Raw genomic sequence first — 19,249 nt, forward strand, 5'->3', positions numbered from 1 at the left:
GGTTGGCCAGGTGAGCATGGTCCTACTTGCCGAAGACGATCCGGCCATCGCCGAGCCGCTGTCCCGCGCGCTGCACCGGGAGGGGTACGAGATCGAGGTCGTCACCGACGGCCCGGCGGTGCTCGCCGCGACCGCCGCGCACCGGGTCGACCTGCTCGTGCTCGATCTCGGGCTGCCCGGGATGGACGGGCTGGAAGTGTGCCGCAGACTGCGCGCGAGCGGCACCGAACTGCCGGTGCTGATGCTCACCGCGCGCACCGACGAGGTCGATTTCGTCGTCGGCCTCGACGCGGGCGCGGACGATTACGTGGCCAAGCCGTTCCGGCTCGCCGAACTGCTCGCGCGGATCCGCGCGCTGCTGCGCCGCCGGGTGCCGGAGGTGCTCGAAGCGGGCGGCGTCCGGATGGACCTCGGCGCGCGACTGGTCACTGTGGACTCGCACGAGGTACAGCTGGCGAACAAGGAGTTCGAGCTGCTGCGCGTGCTGATGAGCCGGGCCGGGCAGGTCGTCAGCCGCGACGAGATCCTCGCCGAGGTGTGGAACGACCTCGAGTCCAAGACGTCGAAGACGCTCGACATGCACATGTCCTGGCTGCGCCGCAAACTCGCGGTCGCCGCCGACGAGGCGGCGGGCAGGCAGGCGAAGCCGGCGCACTCCGACGCCGAACGGCGCATCGCGACCGTGCGCGGCGTCGGGTTCCGGTTCAATGTCGAGTAGCCGCCGATGAGCATGCGCCGCCGGATCCTGCTGGCGATCCTCCTCGCCGTGCTGGTCACCGCGGCCGTTCTGGGCATCCCGCTCGGCGTCACCGCGTGGCGGCTGGTGGAGAACCTCAACCGGGAAAGCCTGGCCGAACGGGCGCGCAACATCGCCGCGACGGTCGACACGCAGGTCGCGAACGGCCAGGAGATCGACCTGGAGCAGTTTCGCGTCGGCGTTCCCGAGGGCGGCATGCTGATCGTGCGCGCCGAGGGCTTCAGCGAAAAACACCTCGGCGCGAACCCCGGCCCGGACCCCGTGGTCGAATCGGTCCCGACCGCACGCAGCGGCACCGTGATGCTGGCGATCCCCAGCGGTCCGGTGCGCACGAAGCAGACGCAGGTGACGCTGCTGGTCGTGCTGCTGGTGGTCCTGTCGGTCGGCACCGGGACCGTGGTGGCGACCGTGACCGCGCGCCGCCTGGCGAAACCGCTCCGGCACGTCGCAGACCGCGCCTCCCGCCTGGGCGGCGGCGATTTCCGCCCCGATCCCAGCCGCTACCGCGTGGCCGAACTGGACATGGTCGCGGAAGCCCTGGACACGTCGGGGTCCGCCTTGGCACAGCTCGTGCAGCGGGAACGGCAGCTGGTGGGGGACGTCTCGCACCAGCTGCGCAGCCGGTTGACCGCGCTGCAGCTCCGGCTGGAGCCGCTGACCGGCCATGAAGACCCGGACGTCGTCGAGGAGTCCCGAGCCGCGCAGGAGCAAGCGGACCGCCTCGCGCAGGCCCTGGACGAGCTGTTGGCCGCCGCCCGCGCTGCCCGTGAGGTAGACGCCGAGCCGGTCGATCTGCCGGTGACGCTGCCCGCTGTCGCGGAGGAATGGCGTCAGCTGCTGCGGGTCGAGGGCCGGAACTTGCGGCTGAAGGTCGCGGACGGCCTGATGGTGCGCGTGACCCCGGCGCGGCTGCGCGAGGTGATCGGAGTGCTGCTGGACAACGCCCTCCGCCACGGCGCGGGGACCGTCACGCTGTCCGCTCGCCGCGGCGATGCCGAGGGGACCGTGGTGATCGAGGTCGCGGATACCGGGTCCGGGGTGCCGGATGAAATCGCGCCGCACATTTTCGAACGCGGTTTTTCTGGCGGGGGTTCGACCGGGGTCGGGTTGGCTCTCGCCCGAGCACTGGTCGAGGCGGACGGCGGGCGGTTGGAACTGTCGAATAAGCGTCCGGCGATTTTCAGCCTGTTTCTGAAGGTGCCTCGGCCGGATGAGGTGGGGGAATTGCGGTGGCCTGCGGAGCCGGTTCCTCGCTGAGGATCTGAACGGCTTCCCGCAGATTTGCCGCAGTGCGATGCGGCGGTTGACCTTGTGGCCACATGCGGTCGTGGCTGATCCAAAGCGTGCGCGATCCGGCGTTGTGTCCGCCCGCGATGTCGAGGCCGGGGCTGTCGCCGATGATCCAATCGTCGGGGGACAGCGTGGTTCCGCAATTTCGCGCGGCGAGACGGAAGATGCGCGGATCGGGTTTGCGCAGGCCGACGGCGGCGGAAACGCAGTAACCGTCGACCGCATTGACGAGACCGGTGCGGCGGAGTTTCGCCAGCTGGTTGTCGGGCATCCCGTTGGTGACAATGCCGATTCGCCATCCAGCGGCACGAAGGGCGCCGAGATCGTGCAGCGCGCCGGGATAGAGCCGCACTAGCTGCGGAATCCTCGCGCGGTAACTCGCCCACAGTTGTTCAACAGGCTCAACCAACTCGAACTTCTGCCGGACCTGCGCGAAGAACCGGTCCATTGGTCCACCGCGTCGCGCCGAGATCAGCCAGGCGGCCGCGTCCTCGGGAAGCCGGTAGTCCGCAGCGAATTCCGCCGCCCAGCGGGAAAACGCCCCGCTGAGATCGGTCAGCGTGTCATCGAGGTCGAACAGCGCCAGCCGGGTCACCGGGGAAGCCGGGTGACCCCGTCCTTCCGCCGTTCCCCGAGCTCATCGGGGAACACCCACTTCTTGAAGCCCCAGAACCGGAACACCATCGCCAGCAGCATGCCGATGATCGATCCGCTCGCGAAGTCCGCGACCTCCTGCACGAACCGCGACACGTGCGGCACTTCCAGGTGCAGCCAGTAGCGCGAGATCAGCAGCGGAATCAGGTTCACGACCACCGCGACTCCGCTGATCAGGAAGAACAGCGTCGCCTCGTGGGCGCGTTCGCGGCCGCCGCGGGTGCGGAACGACCATTCGCGGTTGAGCACGTACGACACGATCGTCGCGACGATGATCGCGATCGCCTTCGCCGTGGTCGGTTTCGACTCCAGCACGCTGAGCTTCAGCAGGTACCAGACGCCGTTGTCGACCAGGAAGGTCGTGCCGCCCACGATCGCGAACTTCAGCAGCTCCCGGTGCCTCACGAGCACGGAGCGCAACGGCTCGGGCGTGCGGGCGAGCACGGTTTCGACGACGGTCACGTATCGCAGTCTAGAGAATTCGAGGTCACGGCAGGTCTCAGGCGGCCTTACGGTCCGGAATATCCGGATTGTCGTTCCGTGCGGGTTCCGTCCGGGCGCCCTCCGTGGGGAACACCCACTTTTTGAACGCCCACCAGCGGAACAACGTCCCGAGCAGAGTGCCGAGGAGCATCCCGCTGACGAAGTCGGCCGTCTCCTGCCCGACCAGGCTCACGTGCGGCACCTGCAGTTGCAGCACGTAGCGCGAAATCCACTGCGGCAACGCGTTCAGCCCCAACGCGACCCCGCTGATCAGGAAGAACAGCGCGGCCTCGTGGGCGCGTTCCCGCCCGCCGCGAGTGCGGAACGCCCATTCGCGGTTCGCGACGTAGGAGAAGATCGTGGCGATCAGCACACCGACGATCAGCGCCGTGACCGGATGCGTCCGCAGCACGGTGAACTTCAGGACGTACGTGATCGTCAGCGTGATGACGAAGCTCGTGCCGCCGACCAGGGCGAAACGGACCAATTCACGGTGCTTCGCCAGCAATTCGCGCACCTAGCGGACGCTACTCCGTGAACCAGCCGAAGAACCCCCGGGGTTCGACTGACGGCGGGCGTTTGTCGTGGTTATCGGGTTTGCCGGGCTTGCTGTCCGAACCGGGGTTCGGCGGCGCGCTCGTGGTGGCGGCCGGGCTGCTCGACGTCGGATCCGGCGTCTCTTCGTCAGTGGACGGCGTGGAGGGCGGCGTCGGCTTCGGGTGCTTCGTCGAATTCGGCGCGTGGCTCTTCGAGGTCGACGACGTCGGCGGCAGCGGCACCGACGTGGACGACAGCGGTCCGATCGTCGGATCGTGGCACATGTTCCACCAGCAGCCGAGATCCACCGAGACCGGTTTCGCCGAGGCGCTGCCGAGCGAGGCGTTGACCGTGACGGTGAGCGGGCCCTCGAACGGCTGGCGGTCCACCATCACCCACAGCGACGCCCGCTCGCCGGGAGCCAGCGGTTTGGCGCTGGTGCAGCTCGTGCTCGCGTCGCTGGACGTGCACTTGAACTGCTTGAAGCTGACTTGCCCCTCGACCTGATGGTCAAAGGTGATGGTCACCGGCTTCGTGCTCTCTCCGGTGTTCTGCACGTCAGCGTCGATGAGCGGCTTCAGCCGCCATGTCGCTCCGATCGCCTTGGCGGACAGCGACAGAGCATCCTTCGGAGGATTGACCTTCACCTGGACGTTGACGTCGACCTTGACCGAAGCACCCGCAGTGACCGAACCGGTCACCTCGCCGCCCTTCGCGTTCTCGTCCGCCTGCAGCCGGAACATCAGCACCGCCGACTGGCCAGGCTGCAATCCGCTGCCGGTCTTGCACGTGACCGTGCCCGTGCCGCCTGGACACGCGACCTGCATCGGCCCGGACTGCGCGGCCGCCTCACTGGAGTACGAGCCGACCGCGCCGCCGCCGTTCGCCTGAACGGCCCGGACTCCCGGCGGCAGGTTCAGCGTCGCCTGGACCGGATCGGACACGGAACCGCCGTTGTTGCGCACGGTGATCGGCAGCGCGACCGGCCCGCCGCCAGGCTGGAGTTCGACCCCGCTCGGCGGCAGGGACGCGGACAGCTGCGGCGGCGCGGCAGGCGGGTTCTGGGCCGGCGGCTGCGCCGGCGGGGCGGCCGGGGGTGCCGCGGGCGGCGGCACAGCCGGAGGCGCGGGCTGCGCGGGCGGCGGGGCCGGGGGAGCGGGCGGCGCGGCCGGCGGAGCTGGGGGAGCAGGCTTCGGCGCAGGTGCCGGCGCAGCAGCCGGCGGCGGTGCGGGTGCCTGCTGAGCAGCAGGAATGGTCTGTGTCCCGCCGCCAGCGGCCAATGCGACCGCGACAGCGGCCACCATCGCGGCCCCGGACATGGCGACCCCGGCGAACTGCCGCGGCGCGGACGCGGCTGCCGCCGCACCCGCCTTGGCCCCGCCTGCCGCGGCGGCTCCGGCACCGACCGCGGCGGCACCGGCGGTAGCCGCGCTCGCCTTGGCCGCGCCGATCGTCGCCAGGTAGCCGAGAGCGGCGCCGCCCAGGACGATCGGGGCGATGATCGCGCGCAGGCTGCCGTTGACGTCGGCCAGTTCGGCCGCCAGCACCCGGCACTTGTCGCATTCGTCGAGGTGGTTCTCCACCTGCGAGCGCTCGCGTTTGGAGAGTCCGTCGCGCGTCCAGGCACCGAGCCGCTCGGCCGTCGCGCGGCAGCGGTCCGCACCGGTTTCCTGGAGGTGGACCTGCAGATACGCCTGGCGCAGCCCTTCCCGGGCGCGGTACGCGAGCGCGGACACGCCGTTCGCGGTCAACCCGAGCAGCGGCGCGACCTCAGCCGGGCTCTGCTGCTCGATTTCGGTGTGCCACAGGACTGCCTGCCAGCGTTCCGGAAGCCGCGCGAACGCCTTCGCGGCCATCGTGCGCTCAAGGCCCGCGACGGCGGTGTCGGAGAACGGCACGGTGAGCGCCTCGCCGGCGGCACCGCCGACGTCGCTCATGTCCTCGTTGAGGTCGATCCGGCGGTCACGACGCGTCTTGTCGTAAGCGGTGTGACGCAGCGCGGTAAGCAAGTACGCACGGAAGGCGCTGTCCGGGCCCTTCCCGCCACGCAGCGTGTCCAGAACCTTCGAGAACGCCTCCGACACGAGGTCGTCGGCCTCCGAGCTGGACCGCGCGAGCTGGCGGGCGAGGTTGTGCGCGGCACCGCTGTGCCGCTCGTAGAGCGGACCGTAGGACGCGATCTTTCCCGCGCGCACCTCTGCGATCAGCTCGGCGTCACTCTTACCGGAGAGATCGGCGGGAACGGTGGACACGGGGCTCCTTTAATGCTGCGCGCGCGGCGGACTCCACGCGCTTTACTCCCTACAACGCACACCAAGTGTGACGGATGCGGCGACACTCGTCACGCCGTGGTCCGACACGTACCTCAGTAGGCGCAGCAAGTTCACCTCCTCGTCTGGGGATTAGGCGAAAAAGATCGGGGAAAACGCGTCACGAGGGGAGTTCCGCCGCGTCCCCTCCGTGATTGGGGAACAAGATCGACAGGTACCGGAAGGAGCTGGGGGTTCGGTGGACGTACCGGCGACCGGGGCGCGGTTCGGCTCCGCAGGCGACTCGTCGGGGGACGAGACGCGTGCGCGGTTCGAGCGGGACCGCCATTTGCGGGCATTGCGAGCTCGCTGGCGAACAGCCAGTCTCGCGGCCGGCTGGCGTTTCCCGAGCGACTGGGCACTGCCCGAAGTGGACGCGGTGTGCGCGGCTGTCGTCCGGCACGGTTCGACAGGCGCGGAGAACGCGCTGGCCGGACTGGGCAGGGCGCGGGCCGCGGCAGGCGCGGGGTTGTCGGAGACGCTGTCCGACCTGGCCGCTCTGCACGCGGTGCTCGCCGATCCGGACGCGGTCGACGGATTCGTCGCTCCGGATGTCGACGCCACCCCGGCCCGGCTGCTTCGCGTGACCGCGCTGGCCTGGGCAGACGTCGCCACCGACCAGCTCGTGCACACCGAGGTCACCGATCCGCTCACCGGCCTGCCGTCCGCGGCGTACCTGCGGACCCGGCTCGGCGAGATCTACCGCGGCGGGGTCAACGAGGCGAATGTGCTGCTGACCGTGTCGCTGGACCTGACGTCGGTGTCCGGCTGGCCCCGGTTGACTGCGATGATCCTCGCCGCGGACGCCGTCCGAGCCGTGTTCGACACCGGCGAGTGCTACGCGACGATCGGCCCGTCCGCGGTCGCGGTGCTGGCCGAACGCAACGAACGCCTGGCCACGCGCGGGGTCGCGCTGCGAAGGGCGCTCAACGAGCGGCTCTCCGTGGATCCGCAACTGCGCGACGTCGCCCGTCCGCTCGTGTCAGCCGTGCGGTTGCCCGGGACGCACGACCGGGCGTGCGAGCTGCTGACGGAATTGGCGCATAGCTGACCCCGGTCCCCCTTCCTGACCAGCATTCCCGCACTCGTGCTTTCCTGGTGTGGTGACCAGGACCGTACCCTCCGCTGCCGACGGCGAAGCTCCGGTGAATCGATCCGGGCAACCCCGGCTGGCTCTGCGCCGATCTCTGGCACGGCTGTCCGTGCGCCCGCGGTCGATGCTCATCCTCGCGGTGTTCCCGCTGCTCGCGATCGCGATCGGGTTCTGGGGCTGGACGCACGACTGGAACCTCGGCGTGGACAGCGCGGTCTACCGGGCGGGCGCGCTGCAGCTGCTGCGCGGCGACAACCTGTACGACGCGAACACGCTGCCCACCGAACCGGGCTGGGCGCTGCTCCCGTTCACCTACCCGCCGACCGCGGCCCTGCTGTTCGCGCCGCTCGCGCTCGTGCCGGTGCAGGTGGCCTGGGGTTTCCTGACCGTCGTCTCGCTGGCCGCGCTCGCCCTGTCGGTCCGGATCGCGATCGGCGCGCTGCCCCGCCCGGCCGCCGACGGCCCCCGCTGGTGGGCCTCGCCCGCCCGGTCGACCATCGTGTTCTTCCTGGTCTTCCTCGGTTTCGAACCGGTGTGGCGAACGATCTTCCTCGGCCAGATCAACCTGATCCTGATGGCGATGGTCCTGCTGGACATGCTCGTCATCGGCGCCCGCGGCAGCCGCTGGGGCGGCGTGCTGGTGGGCCTCGCGGCGGCGATCAAGCTGACCCCCATCGTGTTCCTCGGCCATCTGCTGGTCACCGGCCGCTGGAAAGACGCCCTGCGCGGCCTGGCGACCTTCGTCGGCATGCAGGCGCTGCTGTTCCTGATCAATCCGCACGATTCGTGGAAATACTGGACCAAAACGCTGCCCGACACCGGCCGGATCGGCCCGGTGCACTGGGCGGGCAACCAGTCGCTGAACGCACTGATGAACCGCGCCACGGACCTGGCCCCGTGGGCCTCGACCGCCGCGACCGCGATCGGCCTGGTCCTGGCCGTCCCGGCCCTGTGGCTGATGTTCCGCTTCCACCGCCGCGGCCAAGCGCTGGCCGCGCTGCTCGTCACCGCGTTCTGGATCCTGCTGATCTCGCCGATTTCCTGGTCGCACCACTGGGTCTGGGTCGCGCCGCTGGTCGTGCTCCTCGTGTCCAGACTGCCGAAAACCACTCCCGCGACCGCCTGGAAACGGTGGCTGGGAACGTTCCTCGTGGCGTTCGTTTTCGTCAGCTGCGTGCTGCTGATCTTGCCGAACGGCCGGAATGTCGAGCTGCATTGGAAGGTGTGGCAGAACATCCTCGGCGACGCGTACATCCTCATGCCGGTGGTGCTGGCTGTGGCGTTGGTCTTGCGGTGGGGGCTGCAGCGGCGTGCCCGCAACCGGGCTCAGCGGGAACCCGTGGGTTCTCCATAGCCTCTTTGCGCTGGTCAGAGGCTTGTTTGCGGTTTTTGTCGGTGGTGGCGGTTACTGTCTGGATCGCGGTGGTTACGCGGCCGTCCGGAGCCTCGCTCGCGGACGGGCACGGCCATTCGTTCTGATCCGGCGTTTGCCCGGGCAGATCAACCGAATAGTGAGCTCTTTTACTCCGCTTGACCGCCGTAGAAGTCGCCCAGCGCGGTGCGGGTGTACTGGATCAGCAGTTCGGCGTGCGCGAAGTCGTCCGGAAGACAGTCGCGCGCCGCGGTGAGCAACTCGTCGAACCGGAACGGTGGCGTGACGGTCTTGGCGAGCGGGTGCCGTTCGCGGAGCTGCTTCATCAGTTCGGCGAGGTAGATCACGGCCGAGTTGGAGTCGGTGCTCCAGAGCCAGGCGAGCACGTCGCCGAATCCCTTGGGGAAGGTCAGCGGCCGGGTCGCGCCGGTGAGCATCCCGGTGGCCACGCCGGGGAGGCTGGCTTGCCGGAGGGCGTGAAGAACCGGACGCGGGAGAGTGACGGATTCCATCCGGCCATCCTGCTGCAGCGGGACCGTCTGGGGTGGGTTCGGCGCGCGGGTGTTGCCTGCTGGCGGTTCTGGGTGCTGCTGGGCTGGTTTCGTCAGGTCGATACGCCTGGCGTCCAGTCGGGTCGGTTGTCTGTGGGCGCGCCACGGCCGGGTTGCCGCCGCGGTCGGTGCGCGCTGCGGCTGGGTTCCCGCCATGGTCGGTGCGCGCTGCGGCCGGGTTCCCGGCGCTAATCCGCGCCCCCAGCCGTCCCGGCCCAAGCGCACCCCGCTTGCCGCGACAGCCGGTGCACGCCCCCCGGTCCCCGGCATCAGCCCGCACCCCGTCAGCCATCACCTCCGCCGCAGGTCGCCGGTGGTCCGCCAGCTCCCGCCCAGTAACCTGGGCGGCGTTATGGACAAACGAACCGGTCTTCCCATCGTCGGCATGGTGGGCGGCGGGCAGCTCGCCCGCATGACGCAGCAGGCGGCGATTTCCCTCGGCCAGTCGCTGAAGGTGCTGGCTGCTGACGAGGGCGACGCGGCGGCTCTCGTGGCGAGCGACGTCGTCATCGGCCACCACACCGACCTCGACGCGCTGGTCGACTTCGCCCGCCAGGTCGACGTGGTCACCTTCGACCATGAGCACGTGCCCGGCGAGCACCTGCTCACTCTCGCCACCGAGGGCTTCGTCGTCCGTCCCGCGCCGACCGCGCTCGGGTTCGCGCAGAACAAGCTCGTGATGCGCGAGATGATGGCCGGCCTCGGCGTGCCCGGCCCCGCCTTCGCCGAAGTGTCCACTGTGGACGATGTGGTGGCGTTCGGCGACGAGCACGGCTGGCCGGTGGTGCTGAAGGCGTCGCGCGGCGGGTACGACGGCCGGGGCGTCTGGATGCTCGACACCGCACAGCAAGCCCGCGAGACCGTTCCCGAACTCCTCGAAGCCGGCACCGAGCTGCTGGTCGAGGAGAAGGTCGCGATGAAGCGCGAGCTGTCCGCGCTGGTCGCGCGCTCCCCGTTCGGCCAGGGCGCGGCGTATCCGGTAGTCGAGACCGTGCAGACGAACGGCATCAACACCGAGGTTCTCGCCCCGGCGCCGGGGCTGTCCGAGTCGCGCGTGCACGAAGCGCAGGAGCTGGCCCTGCGCATCGCGTCGACACTCGACGTCACCGGGCTGCTCGCGGTCGAGCTGTTCGAGACCGAAACCGGTCTGCTGGTCAACGAGCTGGCGATGCGCCCGCACAACTCCGGCCACTGGACCATGGACGGGTCGCGCACGTCGCAGTTCGAGCAGCATCTGCGCGGCGTCCTGGACTACCCGCTCGGCCGCACCGACCTGATCGCGCCCGCGTGCGTGATGGCGAACGTGCTCGGCGCGGACGTCTCGCCGCAGATGAGCCCGGACGAGCGCGTGCACCACCTGTTCGCGCGGTTCCCCGAGGTGAAGATCCACCTCTACGGCAAACAGGACCGGCCCGGCCGCAAACTCGGGCACGTCAACTTCGTCGGCGACCGCATGGACGACCTGCGCGATCGCGCGCTGCTGTCCGCGCACTGGCTGTCCCACGCCGTCTGGCTCGACGGCTACGAGATCCACTGAAGGGGAACACAATGGCGCCGCAGGTGGGCGTGATCATGGGCAGCGACTCCGACTGGCCGGTGATGGAGGCCGCGGGACAAGCGCTGGACGAGTTCGGCGTCGAGTACGAGGTCGGTGTCTACTCGGCGCACCGCACCCCGCAGCGGATGCTGGACTACGCGAAATCCGCGGCTGACCGGGGGATCCGGGCGATCATCGCGGGTGCGGGCGGTGCCGCGCACCTGCCGGGCATGGTCGCGTCGGCGACCGTGCTGCCGGTGATCGGCGTGCCAGTTCCGCTGAAGTACCTGGACGGCATGGACTCGCTGCTGTCGATCGTGCAGATGCCCGCCGGCATCCCGGTCGCGACCGTGTCCGTCGGCGGGGCCCGCAACGCCGGTCTCCTCGCGGTCCGCATCCTCGCCGCCGCCGACCTGCAGTTGCAGGCGAAGCTGACGCAGTTCCAGGAGGACCTGGAGCAGCTCGTCCTCGACAAGGACGCCAAGCTCCGCGAAAAAGCGGGCAAGTAAGCCGGGCACGCGGATGCCGGTCCGGCATCCGCGCACCCTGTCGGTTCAGGCCGGGTCAGGCAGCTGCTTCCGCAGTTCCCGCTTCAGCACCTTGCCCGCCGCCGACACCGGGATCTCCGCCACGAAATGCAGTTCTCGCAGGCGTTTGTACGGCAGCACCTTCTCGTTCACCGCCGCCATCAACTGCTCGGCGTCCACTGAGGAATCCGGCTTCCGCACCACGAACGCCACCGGCAGCTCGCCGACCTCCGGACTCGGCCGTCCGACCACCGCCGCGGACAGCACGCCCGGCGACGCGCTCAACAGTTCCTCGAGCTCGCGCGGAAAGACGTTGTATCCCTTGTACAGCAGCATGTCCTTCTTGCGATCCACAATGGACAGATAGCCGTCCTCGTCGAGCACGCCGATATCGCCGGTGTGCAGCCATCCGTCGACCAGCGCGGCGGCGGTTTCCTCCGGACGGTTCCGGTACCCGCGCATCACCTGCGGCCCGCGCAAACACACCTCGCCCTCCTGCCCAGGCGGCAGTGGCTCCTCGCTGCCGTCCGCGACGAGCTTGACCTCGGTGTCGAAGATCGGCCTGCCGACCGACCCCACCTTGCGCACACCGGACCGGTAGCTCGGCGAGATCACCGCGCCCATCGTCACCTCGGTGAGCCCGTATCCCTCGGCGATCACGACGTCCGGGAACCGCTTGTGCAGCGCGCGGATCATCTCGTGGCTCATCGGCGCCGCACCGGAGCCGATGTTGCGCACCGACGACAGGTCGGCAGTGTGGAACGCAGGCGTGGCCAGCAGTGCCGCGAACAGCGCGGGTGCGCCGCCGATGGTCGTGACCTGCAGCCGTTCCGCATCCGCGACGTAGGCGGCTGGATCGAAGCGGGCGTGCAGCACGGTCGTCCCGCCGCCGAGCAGCGGACCGTTGAGCCCCGCGATCACGCCCATCGCGTGGAACCACGGCGTCAGGTTGATCGCGGTGCCGGTGCCAAGCCGGGTCGGCCATTCGTCCGGGCTGCCGATCTGGTCGATCGTCACGTCGCCGTTCGCGTCGAGCGCCGGTACCGACCCGGTCGACCAGCAGGTGTGCTGCAGCGTGTTCGTGACGACGTTGCGATGCGTGAGCTCAACGCCCTTGGAACGCCCCGTCGTGCCACCCGTGTAGGCGAGATGAGCGAGGTCGGTATCGACGTCGATCGCTGCCTCTGGCCTGTCCGCAGGCTGGCCAGCGAAGAATTCGCGGAACTCCACACTCCCCTCGTCGAGGTCGCCAGCAGGCGAGACGACGATCGTGAGCCGCGCCGGAATCCGGTCGGCGACCGCCGCGAGCGTGCCCGAGACCGGTCCAAACGTCACCACCGCGGCCGCACCGCAGTCAGTGAGCTGAAAGGCGAGGTCGTCCGGCGGAAGGAGCGGATTCGTCGGGCTGAACGTCGCTCCAGCCAGCAGAATGCCGTGGTAAGCAATCGGATACGCGAGACAGTTCGGCAGGTGCACGGCGACCACGTCGCCCCGCCCGATGCCGCGGGCGAGCAGCGCCTGCGCGAACCGGCAGGCGGCCTGCCAGGTCTGAGCGAACGTGAGCTGGTCGTCGCCCATGGCGAACGCGACCCGGTCGCCGTAGCGTGTCGCGGCGCCCGCGAGCACCGAACTGATCGGCACCTCGGGGTAGTCAAGAGAAGCGGGCAATCCGGGCGGCGGGGTCGACGCAGTGGCAGCCATCGCTTGACCATACGAACGGTGAGGCCGAGGACACAAGAAGCGAGCGGCCGCGTTCGGAGTGAACGCGGGCTAACATCGAGGGACTTTCTCCCGTTTCGCTGCAGAAGAGGTGACTGAAGGTGGCCGAGGGCCTGTATCAGCTGGCCGAAGAGCACGAGGAACTGCGGGCCGCGGTCCGGGCTCTAGCCGAAAAGGAGATCGCGCCCTACGCGGCGGAGGTCGACGAGCAGGAGCGCTACCCGGTCGAGGCCAACGAAGCGCTCATCAAGGCAGGTTTCAACGCCGTCCACATCGGCGAGGAGTACGACGGCCAGGGTGCCGACGCCATCGGCGCGTGCATCGTGATCGAGGAAGTCGCGCGCGTCGACGCGTCCGCGTCCCTGATCCCGGCAGTCAACAAACTGGGCACGCAGCCGATCATTCTGTCCGCTTCGGAGGAACTGAAGAAGCTGGTCCTGCCGTCGATCGCCTCGGGCGAAGCTTCAGCGTCGTACGCACTGTCCGAGCGAGAGGCCGGTTCGGACACCGCGTCCATGCGAACCCGAGCCCGACTGGACGGCGACCACTGGGTCCTCAACGGAACCAAGTGCTGGATCACCAACGCCGGCGAATCCTCGTGGTACACGGTGATGGCCGTAACCGACCCGAACGCGGAAAAGAAAGCAAACGGCATTTCCGCCTTCGTCGTGCACAAGGACGACCCAGGTTTCTCGGTAGGCCCGAAAGAAAAGAAGCTGGGCATCAAGGGCTCCCCGACCCGCGAAATCTACTTCGAAAACTGCACCATCCCCGCGGACCGCATCATCGGCGAACCGGGCACCGGCCTGAAAACCGCCCTGCGCACCCTCGACCACACCCGCCCGACGATCGGCGCGCAAGCCCTGGGAATCGCCCAGGGCGCCCTGGACGCCGCCGTCGCGTACGTCAAGGAACGCAAGCAGTTCGGCAAAGCAATCGCAGATTTCCAAGGAGTCCAGTTCATGCTGGCCGACATGGGAACAAAAATCGAAGCCGCCCGCCACCTCGTGTACGCCTCCGCAGCCTCCTCCGAACGCGGCGACAAACGCGCCGGTTTCACCGCATCAGCGGCCAAGGCCTACGCCTCCGACGTGGCAATGTCGGTGACCACAGACGCCGTGCAACTGTTCGGCGGCGCAGGCTACACCCGAGACTTCCCGGTAGAGCGCATGATGCGCGACGCGAAGATTACGCAGATTTATGAAGGCACGAACCAAATCCAAAAGGTCGTCATGGCGCGGGCCCTGCTGAAGGGCTGAGCTTCCGGCATCACTTGAAGAGCCCCACTGCCCGGATCGGGTGGTGGGGCTCTTTTCGTGCCCGAACCTGCCGCCGCCTGGTGCGCGACTTGGCTACTGTTGCGCCGCGGAGACTGTGTCACAGGGGAGAGACTGTCGTATGAAGGTGCGGTTCGCGAGCCTGACCGCTGTTGCACTGGAGGAACCATGTTCGCGACAGCGTGCTCCGCCGATAGAGCATCCACCGTCGGAGTCGGTGTTGCCAGCACATCCATGCTATAGCGCTCTCACGCCTGACCAGGTGGGCGAGGCTCCGGTGCAAAACCCCGCGGGGGCATGACGATAAGACTGAACTCGGCGCGCAGTGTCATCGGAATTCCGGCAGTTGTTCACTCAACATACAGTGCCCAAAGGGCGAGGTCATTCTGTCAAATGAGTTTCGGTATCGGAGAAAAATATACTTTCGGCGTTTCAGTTAACCTTGGTCTGGCAGAGGTCGACGCACAGAAGGATCCGTGTGACGCTGCGGTACGAGTTGCGGGCATGGTAGTCGCGAAACTGAAACAAAGGGGGGCGTGTGACCCGGCCTCGCGTCGTTGATGGTGCGGTTGCTCCGTTCGGCGTAGTGCACAGTGGGGTGAGTTTGCTCGTTTCTGTCACCCCGCTGTGAGCGGTTGGCTACAGTAACCGCGGGAGGAGCCTCAGGACTGGATGCCTGGTCGAGTGGCGTGCGATGCAGGGGAGGGCGGGCATGGCTGAGAACGATCCAGGGTCAGCAATCGAAACGACCGGCTGGCTGACCGGGTTGCCGATCACTGTCATGGGTGCGGCGATGAACGTGGCCAAAGGGGTGTCGGACGCTGCCGCGGTGGCATCCGCCACGAAGGCGGGGGCCGGGTTCACCTTGAATCGCGACGAGGCGCAGTCGCTGCTCGAACGGGCGAAGCGACTTCAGCACAATACGCGGATGATGATCCCGGACGCGGAGGTGTTGACGCGACTTACTCCGCCGGCGGCGGATCCGGGCAGTACAGGATTCAATCAGCAGGCGGTAAAGGCCTTCGGGAGCGGCAAAGAGTCGCTGGAGGCAATGCATCAGTACATGGCGGAACTGATTGACCGCCTTGAGAAGGCGTTGGGCATTGTCGGCGAATCGGATAGCCAGGCGGCTGCGGATGTGAAGACTGCGGCTAACAGCGATCAGGGTAAGGGGATTCTCGGATGAAGGCGCGGTTCTCGATGTCGGTTGCTGGCGTGGCGGTGGTCATGCTCGCGGCGGGATGTTCTGGAGGATCAACGCCTGTGCAGCCAGTTGGTTCCGGGTCTTCCCCGGCGCAGTCGCCCGCGCCGGGGAAGACGTTGCCGTACGGGGGTGCGCCGAAGGTGGAACATCCATTGCCCGCATCGGTGTTGTCGACGCATCCATGCGATAGCGCGCTTACTCCAGACCAAGTGGCGAGCCTCCTTGGGCAGAAGCGGCAAGGCGCACACAGGGATGACCCTTCGCTCGGTACGGAATGCCAGTGGTCGAACGACGAGACTGGTGCGCTGGCAACGGTCTTGTACGCTACTAAGCTTTCTGACGGACTCAGCGCGGTTTTTGCGAACAGTAAACCGCAGGCAACTTTGTGGCGACCGCTTCCTCTTGTGCAAGGGTTTCCGGCCGTGGCTCACTCGACCTTCAAGCAAGAATCGGTGGTGAAGTCTTTCTGTCAGGTCAGTGTTGGGATCAGTGACCAGAAGACAGTCGACGCATCAGTCTCGCTTGGCGATTCGCAGGTCGGCAAGAAAGACCCGTGCGATGCGGCCGCGATCCTTGCTGACATGGTGGTCACCAATCTGAAGCAGAAGGCGGGTGCGTGACCGATGGGGTTCTTCGACTTCATCGGCGAGGGTGCTCAGTGGATCGGCGACCGGATCAGTGACGCGGACGACTGGGTCAACGACCGGCTCAAGGACGCGGGGAACTGGTTTTCCGACTTTTACCACGGAAACCTCGGTGATCAAGCCCTTCCGGCGCCGGCGATTGTGCAGCAGGTTCAGCAGGGGCCGGGGACTTCGTCGTGGGACAACGGTAGTTCCACGGTTCAGAAGATGATCCAGGAACACAACCAGAATAGCGACGACGCGCAGCAGATCACCACCATGCTGGAATCTGTCTGGACTGGCGACGGTGCGGACGCGGCTCGGGCGCGGCTGAGGCCGTTATCCGACGCGTCTTCGACCTCTGCGCAGGCTTACGTCGTCAATGGGCAGAAGCTGGTCGACACCACGCACGGCTATAACGACATGAAGATCGCGTTGCAGGCGATGCCTCCGGTGCCTCCGCACAAGAATCTTTGGGACCAGGGGACTCCTTGGGATACCGACACCGAGAAGCAGATCAACGAGTACAACGCCGCTGCCAACCACAACGTCGAGCGGTATCAGAAGTACGCTGACCAGGCCAAGGCCAACGGCCAGGGGCTGAACAGCAACTACGGTCAGGTGTCCGGGTTCGACGGGCAGAATCTCAAGATCGACTCCGGCGGCGATCACGCCAAGAGCAAGACCGGACCGCACGAGAGGGCTTATCGGGGGCCTGGGCAGGATTCTGGCGGGTTCGCGAGTGGGCCGGGAGCCAACGGTCCAGGAGTCGGCGGGCAGGGAACTAACGGGCCGGGAACTAACGGGCCGGGAACTAACGGGCCGGGAACTAACGGGCCGGGAGGCAGCGGGCCGGGAACCAGCGGGCCGGGAGGCAGCGGGTCTGGGGTTACTGGCGGACCTGGTGGGGTGTCGTTCCCGCCGGGAGGTGTCACGGTCCCACCGGGCGGCGGAGGGTATCGGCCGGGCGACAACGACGGGACTTCGACGGCTGGGTGGACACCGCCGTCGGTTGATCGGGTTGGCGGGGCGAACTGGACTCCGCCGACGCCGACGCCGACACCGACGCCGACCTCCTGGGGTGGCGGGAGCAGTAACAGCAACAGCGGCTGGACACCCTCGCCCGGCGGGTTTGGGCCGCTCGGCGGCGGAGGAGGCGAAGCCGCAGGCCGCAGTGGAGGAATTGCGGCGCGGCTTGGCGGTGGCGCGGGCGTAGGTGCCGGGGCCGGTGTCGGCGCGGGGGAGGAAGGCGCGGCCCGCGGCGGGGGAGCCGGGGCGGCGGGGAAAGCCGGAGCCAAGGGGAGTCCGGGAATGGGCGGCATGGCCGGTGCCGGAAAAGGCAAAGGCGAGGAAGACAAAGAACACCAGCGCAAGTACGGAATCGACGACGACTCGGCGTTCTCGCTCGTCGACGAGAACGGCGAGCGGACCCTCGACCCCCGCACGGGGCTGCCCCCTACACCCCCGACGATTGGTGGTTGAGGGGCTCGATGACGATCATCGACAGACCGCTGCGGATGCCGCGGTCGGTGTTTTTGGCGCTGTGGCACGGGGAGGATCTCGGGAAAGCACCGGTGGTGGTCGAGGACACGCCGATGTATCTCACCGAGGAAGGCGCGGCTGAGCGGGCGAAGCGAACGCGGGAGCTGCTCAACGCGCTTGGCGACACGGCGGATGCGTTGCGGAGCACGTTGAGGCTGCTCGCTACTGCGCGGCATGAGGTGTACGGGTGGACTGACTTCGGCACTCACCAGGAGGACAACGGCGCGATTCTCGTCGCGGCGACCAAGCCGGACGCCGTTCGGTTGATTACGGACTCGGAGTTCGTTCAGCTGGATCCGGTGTCGCCGGATGAGCTCGCGGCTTGTCTGGTCATGGCGATGCCGGAATGTCCTCCGGCGGCGGTTCGGGCGATGCGGGTCAGCCGGGAGTACTACGACGGGGGCGGCAGTGCGGACCCGCTCGCGGAGGAAGGTGGCGACGCCGACGAGTTGCGGTATCTGATGCGGGCACCGCGTGCTGCGGTGCATCAGTTGCATGCCGCGATCCGGGACGGGCGGGGCGAGCGGAGGTACAGCTCGCCGTTGTCGGTCATCGATCTGAGCGGGCGAGGGCGGGTGTTGAGCTTCCAGAGCAGCCGGGACGGCGAGGCCCAGATCAGTGTCTACCCGGGAAACCGGGCCTCCTTGATCGATGCGGTGAACCGTACGCTCACCAGTCTGCGATAAAAACTAGTAACCGCGTTTCCCTTTCTCGTGTTCCGCGTTAACCAAGGCGTCGGGTTCACAGAGAGGTGAAACGGAATGGGCGTACGCGCGTTCGGACGGGGCATGGTCCTCCTGGCGGCGGCGGTGGTCGCGCTCGGCGGCGGCACTGCGGTGGCATCGGGGGCAACCGGGAAAGAACCGACCGGTCCGGTGCAGCCGAACATCATCGCCGCGGCGATCTACTCGGTCGGGCAGCCGACGATCGCGCCGCCGGGGGCCAACGACTGGGATTGCAAACCTTCCGCGGAGCATCCGAACCCGGTGCTGCTGTCCAATGGCACCACGGCCAACGCGTACGAGAACTGGGCGAATCTGTCCCAGCGGCTCGCCGACGAGGGGTACTGCGTGTTCGCGGGGAACTTCGGCGGGTCGCCGGGCGCGTTCCTGCAGACGGTGGGGCCGGTGGCGGGGACCGCTGGCCAGCTCGCGACATTCGGGGACAAGATTCTCCAGGCCACGGGGGCCTCGAAGCTTGATGTCGTCGGGCATTCGCAGGGCGGGATGAACCCGCGCTACTGGATCAAGTACCTCGGCGGCGCGAGCAAGATCGGCAAGCTGATCGGGCTGTCTCCGTCCAATTACGGCACCAACCTGTTCGGTCTGCTCACCGCGATCCAGGCGATCCCGCCCGCGCGCGATCTCGTCGGCGTGGCTTGTGCGGCTTGCAACGAGCAGTCGACCGGATCGGCGTTCCTCAACGACCTCAACGCGGGCGGCGACACTGTTCCGGGCGTCGACTACACCGTGATCCAGACCAGGTATGACGACGTTGTCACCCCGTACACCAATGCCTTCCTCAAGCCCGCGCCCAACGTGAAGAACCTTGTCCTCCAGGACGTCTGCGGGCTCGACTACACCGACCACCTCGGCATCACCTACGACCCGATCGCGCAGCGCGAGGTGCTCAACGCGCTCGACCCGCAGCATGCGAAAAAGCCCAACTGCACGTTCGTGCCCCCGGTGATCAGCTGAGATACCCCCGCCCCGGGGTAAAAACGCGAACACTTTCGCCGACTTGGTTGTGCGGACTCCGGTGCCGATGTCACAGT

The 19,249-nt window shown here is 67.9% G+C and carries 18 protein-coding genes; 12 read left to right on the forward strand and 6 right to left on the reverse strand.

The genetic code is table 11. The features are described 5' to 3' along the window. Window positions 1-16 precede the first annotated feature (16 nt). Window positions 17-718, forward strand: a complete 702-nt coding sequence (locus L3Q65_RS41075; protein ID WP_009072764.1) for a response regulator transcription factor — start codon at window positions 17-19, stop codon at window positions 716-718. A gap of 12 nt (window positions 719-730) precedes the next feature. Then, window positions 731-2,014, forward strand: coding sequence for an ATP-binding protein (locus L3Q65_RS41080; protein WP_182894666.1), 1,284 nt, complete (start codon window positions 731-733; stop codon window positions 2,012-2,014). Here the strand turns inward: L3Q65_RS41080 and L3Q65_RS41085 are convergent. The 4 genes from L3Q65_RS41085 to L3Q65_RS41100 are packed head-to-tail and all read right to left on the reverse strand — an operon-like array spanning window position 1,938 to window position 5,973. Beyond that, complete coding sequence (locus tag L3Q65_RS41085) at window positions 1,938-2,642, reverse strand: HAD family hydrolase (RefSeq protein WP_237598053.1); 705 nt, start codon at window positions 2,640-2,642, stop codon at window positions 1,938-1,940. The genes L3Q65_RS41080 and L3Q65_RS41085 overlap by 77 nt on opposite strands. Beyond that, window positions 2,639-3,163, reverse strand: coding sequence for a GtrA family protein (locus L3Q65_RS41090; RefSeq protein ID WP_182894448.1), 525 nt, complete (start codon window positions 3,161-3,163; stop codon window positions 2,639-2,641). The genes L3Q65_RS41085 and L3Q65_RS41090 overlap by 4 nt, the downstream gene beginning before the upstream one ends. A 37-nt stretch (window positions 3,164-3,200) precedes the next feature. Further along, window positions 3,201-3,701: a GtrA family protein gene (locus L3Q65_RS41095; RefSeq protein WP_182894447.1), complete on the reverse strand. Its 501-nt coding sequence runs from the start codon at window positions 3,699-3,701 to the stop codon at window positions 3,201-3,203. Between the two features lie 10 nt (window positions 3,702-3,711). Beyond that, on the reverse strand, window positions 3,712-5,973 hold the full coding sequence (locus tag L3Q65_RS41100; RefSeq protein ID WP_182894446.1) for a sigma-70 family RNA polymerase sigma factor: 2,262 nt from the start codon (window positions 5,971-5,973) through the stop codon (window positions 3,712-3,714). Between the two features lie 256 nt (window positions 5,974-6,229). Between L3Q65_RS41100 and L3Q65_RS41105 the strand changes: the two genes are divergently transcribed. Then, a complete protein-coding gene (locus tag L3Q65_RS41105) occupies window positions 6,230-7,081 on the forward strand; it encodes a hypothetical protein (RefSeq protein ID WP_182894445.1) in 852 nt (283 codons plus the stop codon). A gap of 52 nt (window positions 7,082-7,133) precedes the next feature. Beyond that, on the forward strand, window positions 7,134-8,477 hold the full coding sequence (locus tag L3Q65_RS41110) for a glycosyltransferase 87 family protein (protein ID WP_182894444.1): 1,344 nt from the start codon (window positions 7,134-7,136) through the stop codon (window positions 8,475-8,477). Window positions 8,478-8,644: 167 nt separating this feature from the next. Here the strand turns inward: L3Q65_RS41110 and L3Q65_RS41115 are convergent, their stop codons facing one another. Then, window positions 8,645-9,007: a hypothetical protein gene (locus tag L3Q65_RS41115; RefSeq protein WP_182894443.1), complete on the reverse strand. Its 363-nt coding sequence runs from the start codon at window positions 9,005-9,007 to the stop codon at window positions 8,645-8,647. 391 nt (window positions 9,008-9,398) lie between these two features. On the opposite strand from L3Q65_RS41115, the gene L3Q65_RS41120 reads away from it, so the two are divergent. Further along, window positions 9,399-10,583: a 5-(carboxyamino)imidazole ribonucleotide synthase gene (locus tag L3Q65_RS41120; RefSeq protein ID WP_182894442.1), complete on the forward strand. Its 1,185-nt coding sequence runs from the start codon at window positions 9,399-9,401 to the stop codon at window positions 10,581-10,583. Between the two features lie 11 nt (window positions 10,584-10,594). Then, window positions 10,595-11,092, forward strand: a complete 498-nt coding sequence (gene purE / locus L3Q65_RS41125) for a 5-(carboxyamino)imidazole ribonucleotide mutase (protein WP_037815998.1) — start codon at window positions 10,595-10,597, stop codon at window positions 11,090-11,092. A gap of 45 nt (window positions 11,093-11,137) precedes the next feature. Here purE and L3Q65_RS41130 read toward each other — a convergent pair whose 3' ends face one another. Beyond that, the gene (locus L3Q65_RS41130) at window positions 11,138-12,811 is read right to left on the reverse strand and encodes a class I adenylate-forming enzyme family protein (RefSeq protein ID WP_237598054.1); all 1,674 of its coding nucleotides are present in this window, start codon (window positions 12,809-12,811) and stop codon (window positions 11,138-11,140) included. Between the two features lie 119 nt (window positions 12,812-12,930). On the opposite strand from L3Q65_RS41130, the gene L3Q65_RS41135 reads away from it, so the two are divergent. The 6 genes from L3Q65_RS41135 to L3Q65_RS41160 all read left to right on the forward strand — a co-directional run bounded on the left by L3Q65_RS41135 (window position 12,931) and on the right by L3Q65_RS41160 (window position 19,172). After that, window positions 12,931-14,088 (forward strand): acyl-CoA dehydrogenase family protein, encoded by a 1,158-nt coding sequence (locus tag L3Q65_RS41135; RefSeq protein ID WP_237598055.1) that lies wholly within the window; start codon window positions 12,931-12,933, stop codon window positions 14,086-14,088. A 730-nt stretch (window positions 14,089-14,818) separates the two neighbouring features. Then, on the forward strand, window positions 14,819-15,292 hold the full coding sequence (locus L3Q65_RS41140) for a hypothetical protein (RefSeq protein WP_237598056.1): 474 nt from the start codon (window positions 14,819-14,821) through the stop codon (window positions 15,290-15,292). Next, window positions 15,289-15,930, forward strand: coding sequence for a DUF3558 domain-containing protein (locus L3Q65_RS41145; protein ID WP_237598057.1), 642 nt, complete (start codon window positions 15,289-15,291; stop codon window positions 15,928-15,930). Before L3Q65_RS41140 ends, L3Q65_RS41145 begins: the two co-directional genes overlap by 4 nt. A 3-nt stretch (window positions 15,931-15,933) precedes the next feature. Then, window positions 15,934-17,415, forward strand: coding sequence for a hypothetical protein (locus tag L3Q65_RS41150; protein WP_237598058.1), 1,482 nt, complete (start codon window positions 15,934-15,936; stop codon window positions 17,413-17,415). A gap of 8 nt (window positions 17,416-17,423) precedes the next feature. Continuing rightward, the gene (locus L3Q65_RS41155; protein WP_237598059.1) at window positions 17,424-18,161 is read left to right on the forward strand and encodes an ESX secretion-associated protein EspG; all 738 of its coding nucleotides are present in this window, start codon (window positions 17,424-17,426) and stop codon (window positions 18,159-18,161) included. Between the two features lie 75 nt (window positions 18,162-18,236). Next, entirely contained in the window at window positions 18,237-19,172 is a 936-nt protein-coding gene (locus tag L3Q65_RS41160; RefSeq protein ID WP_237598060.1) for a triacylglycerol lipase, read from the forward strand. The last annotated feature ends 77 nt before the right edge of the window (window positions 19,173-19,249 follow it).

It is taken from the genome of Amycolatopsis sp. FU40, from assembly GCF_021903635.1.
Lineage (GTDB): Bacteria > Actinomycetota > Actinomycetes > Mycobacteriales > Pseudonocardiaceae > Amycolatopsis > Amycolatopsis dendrobii.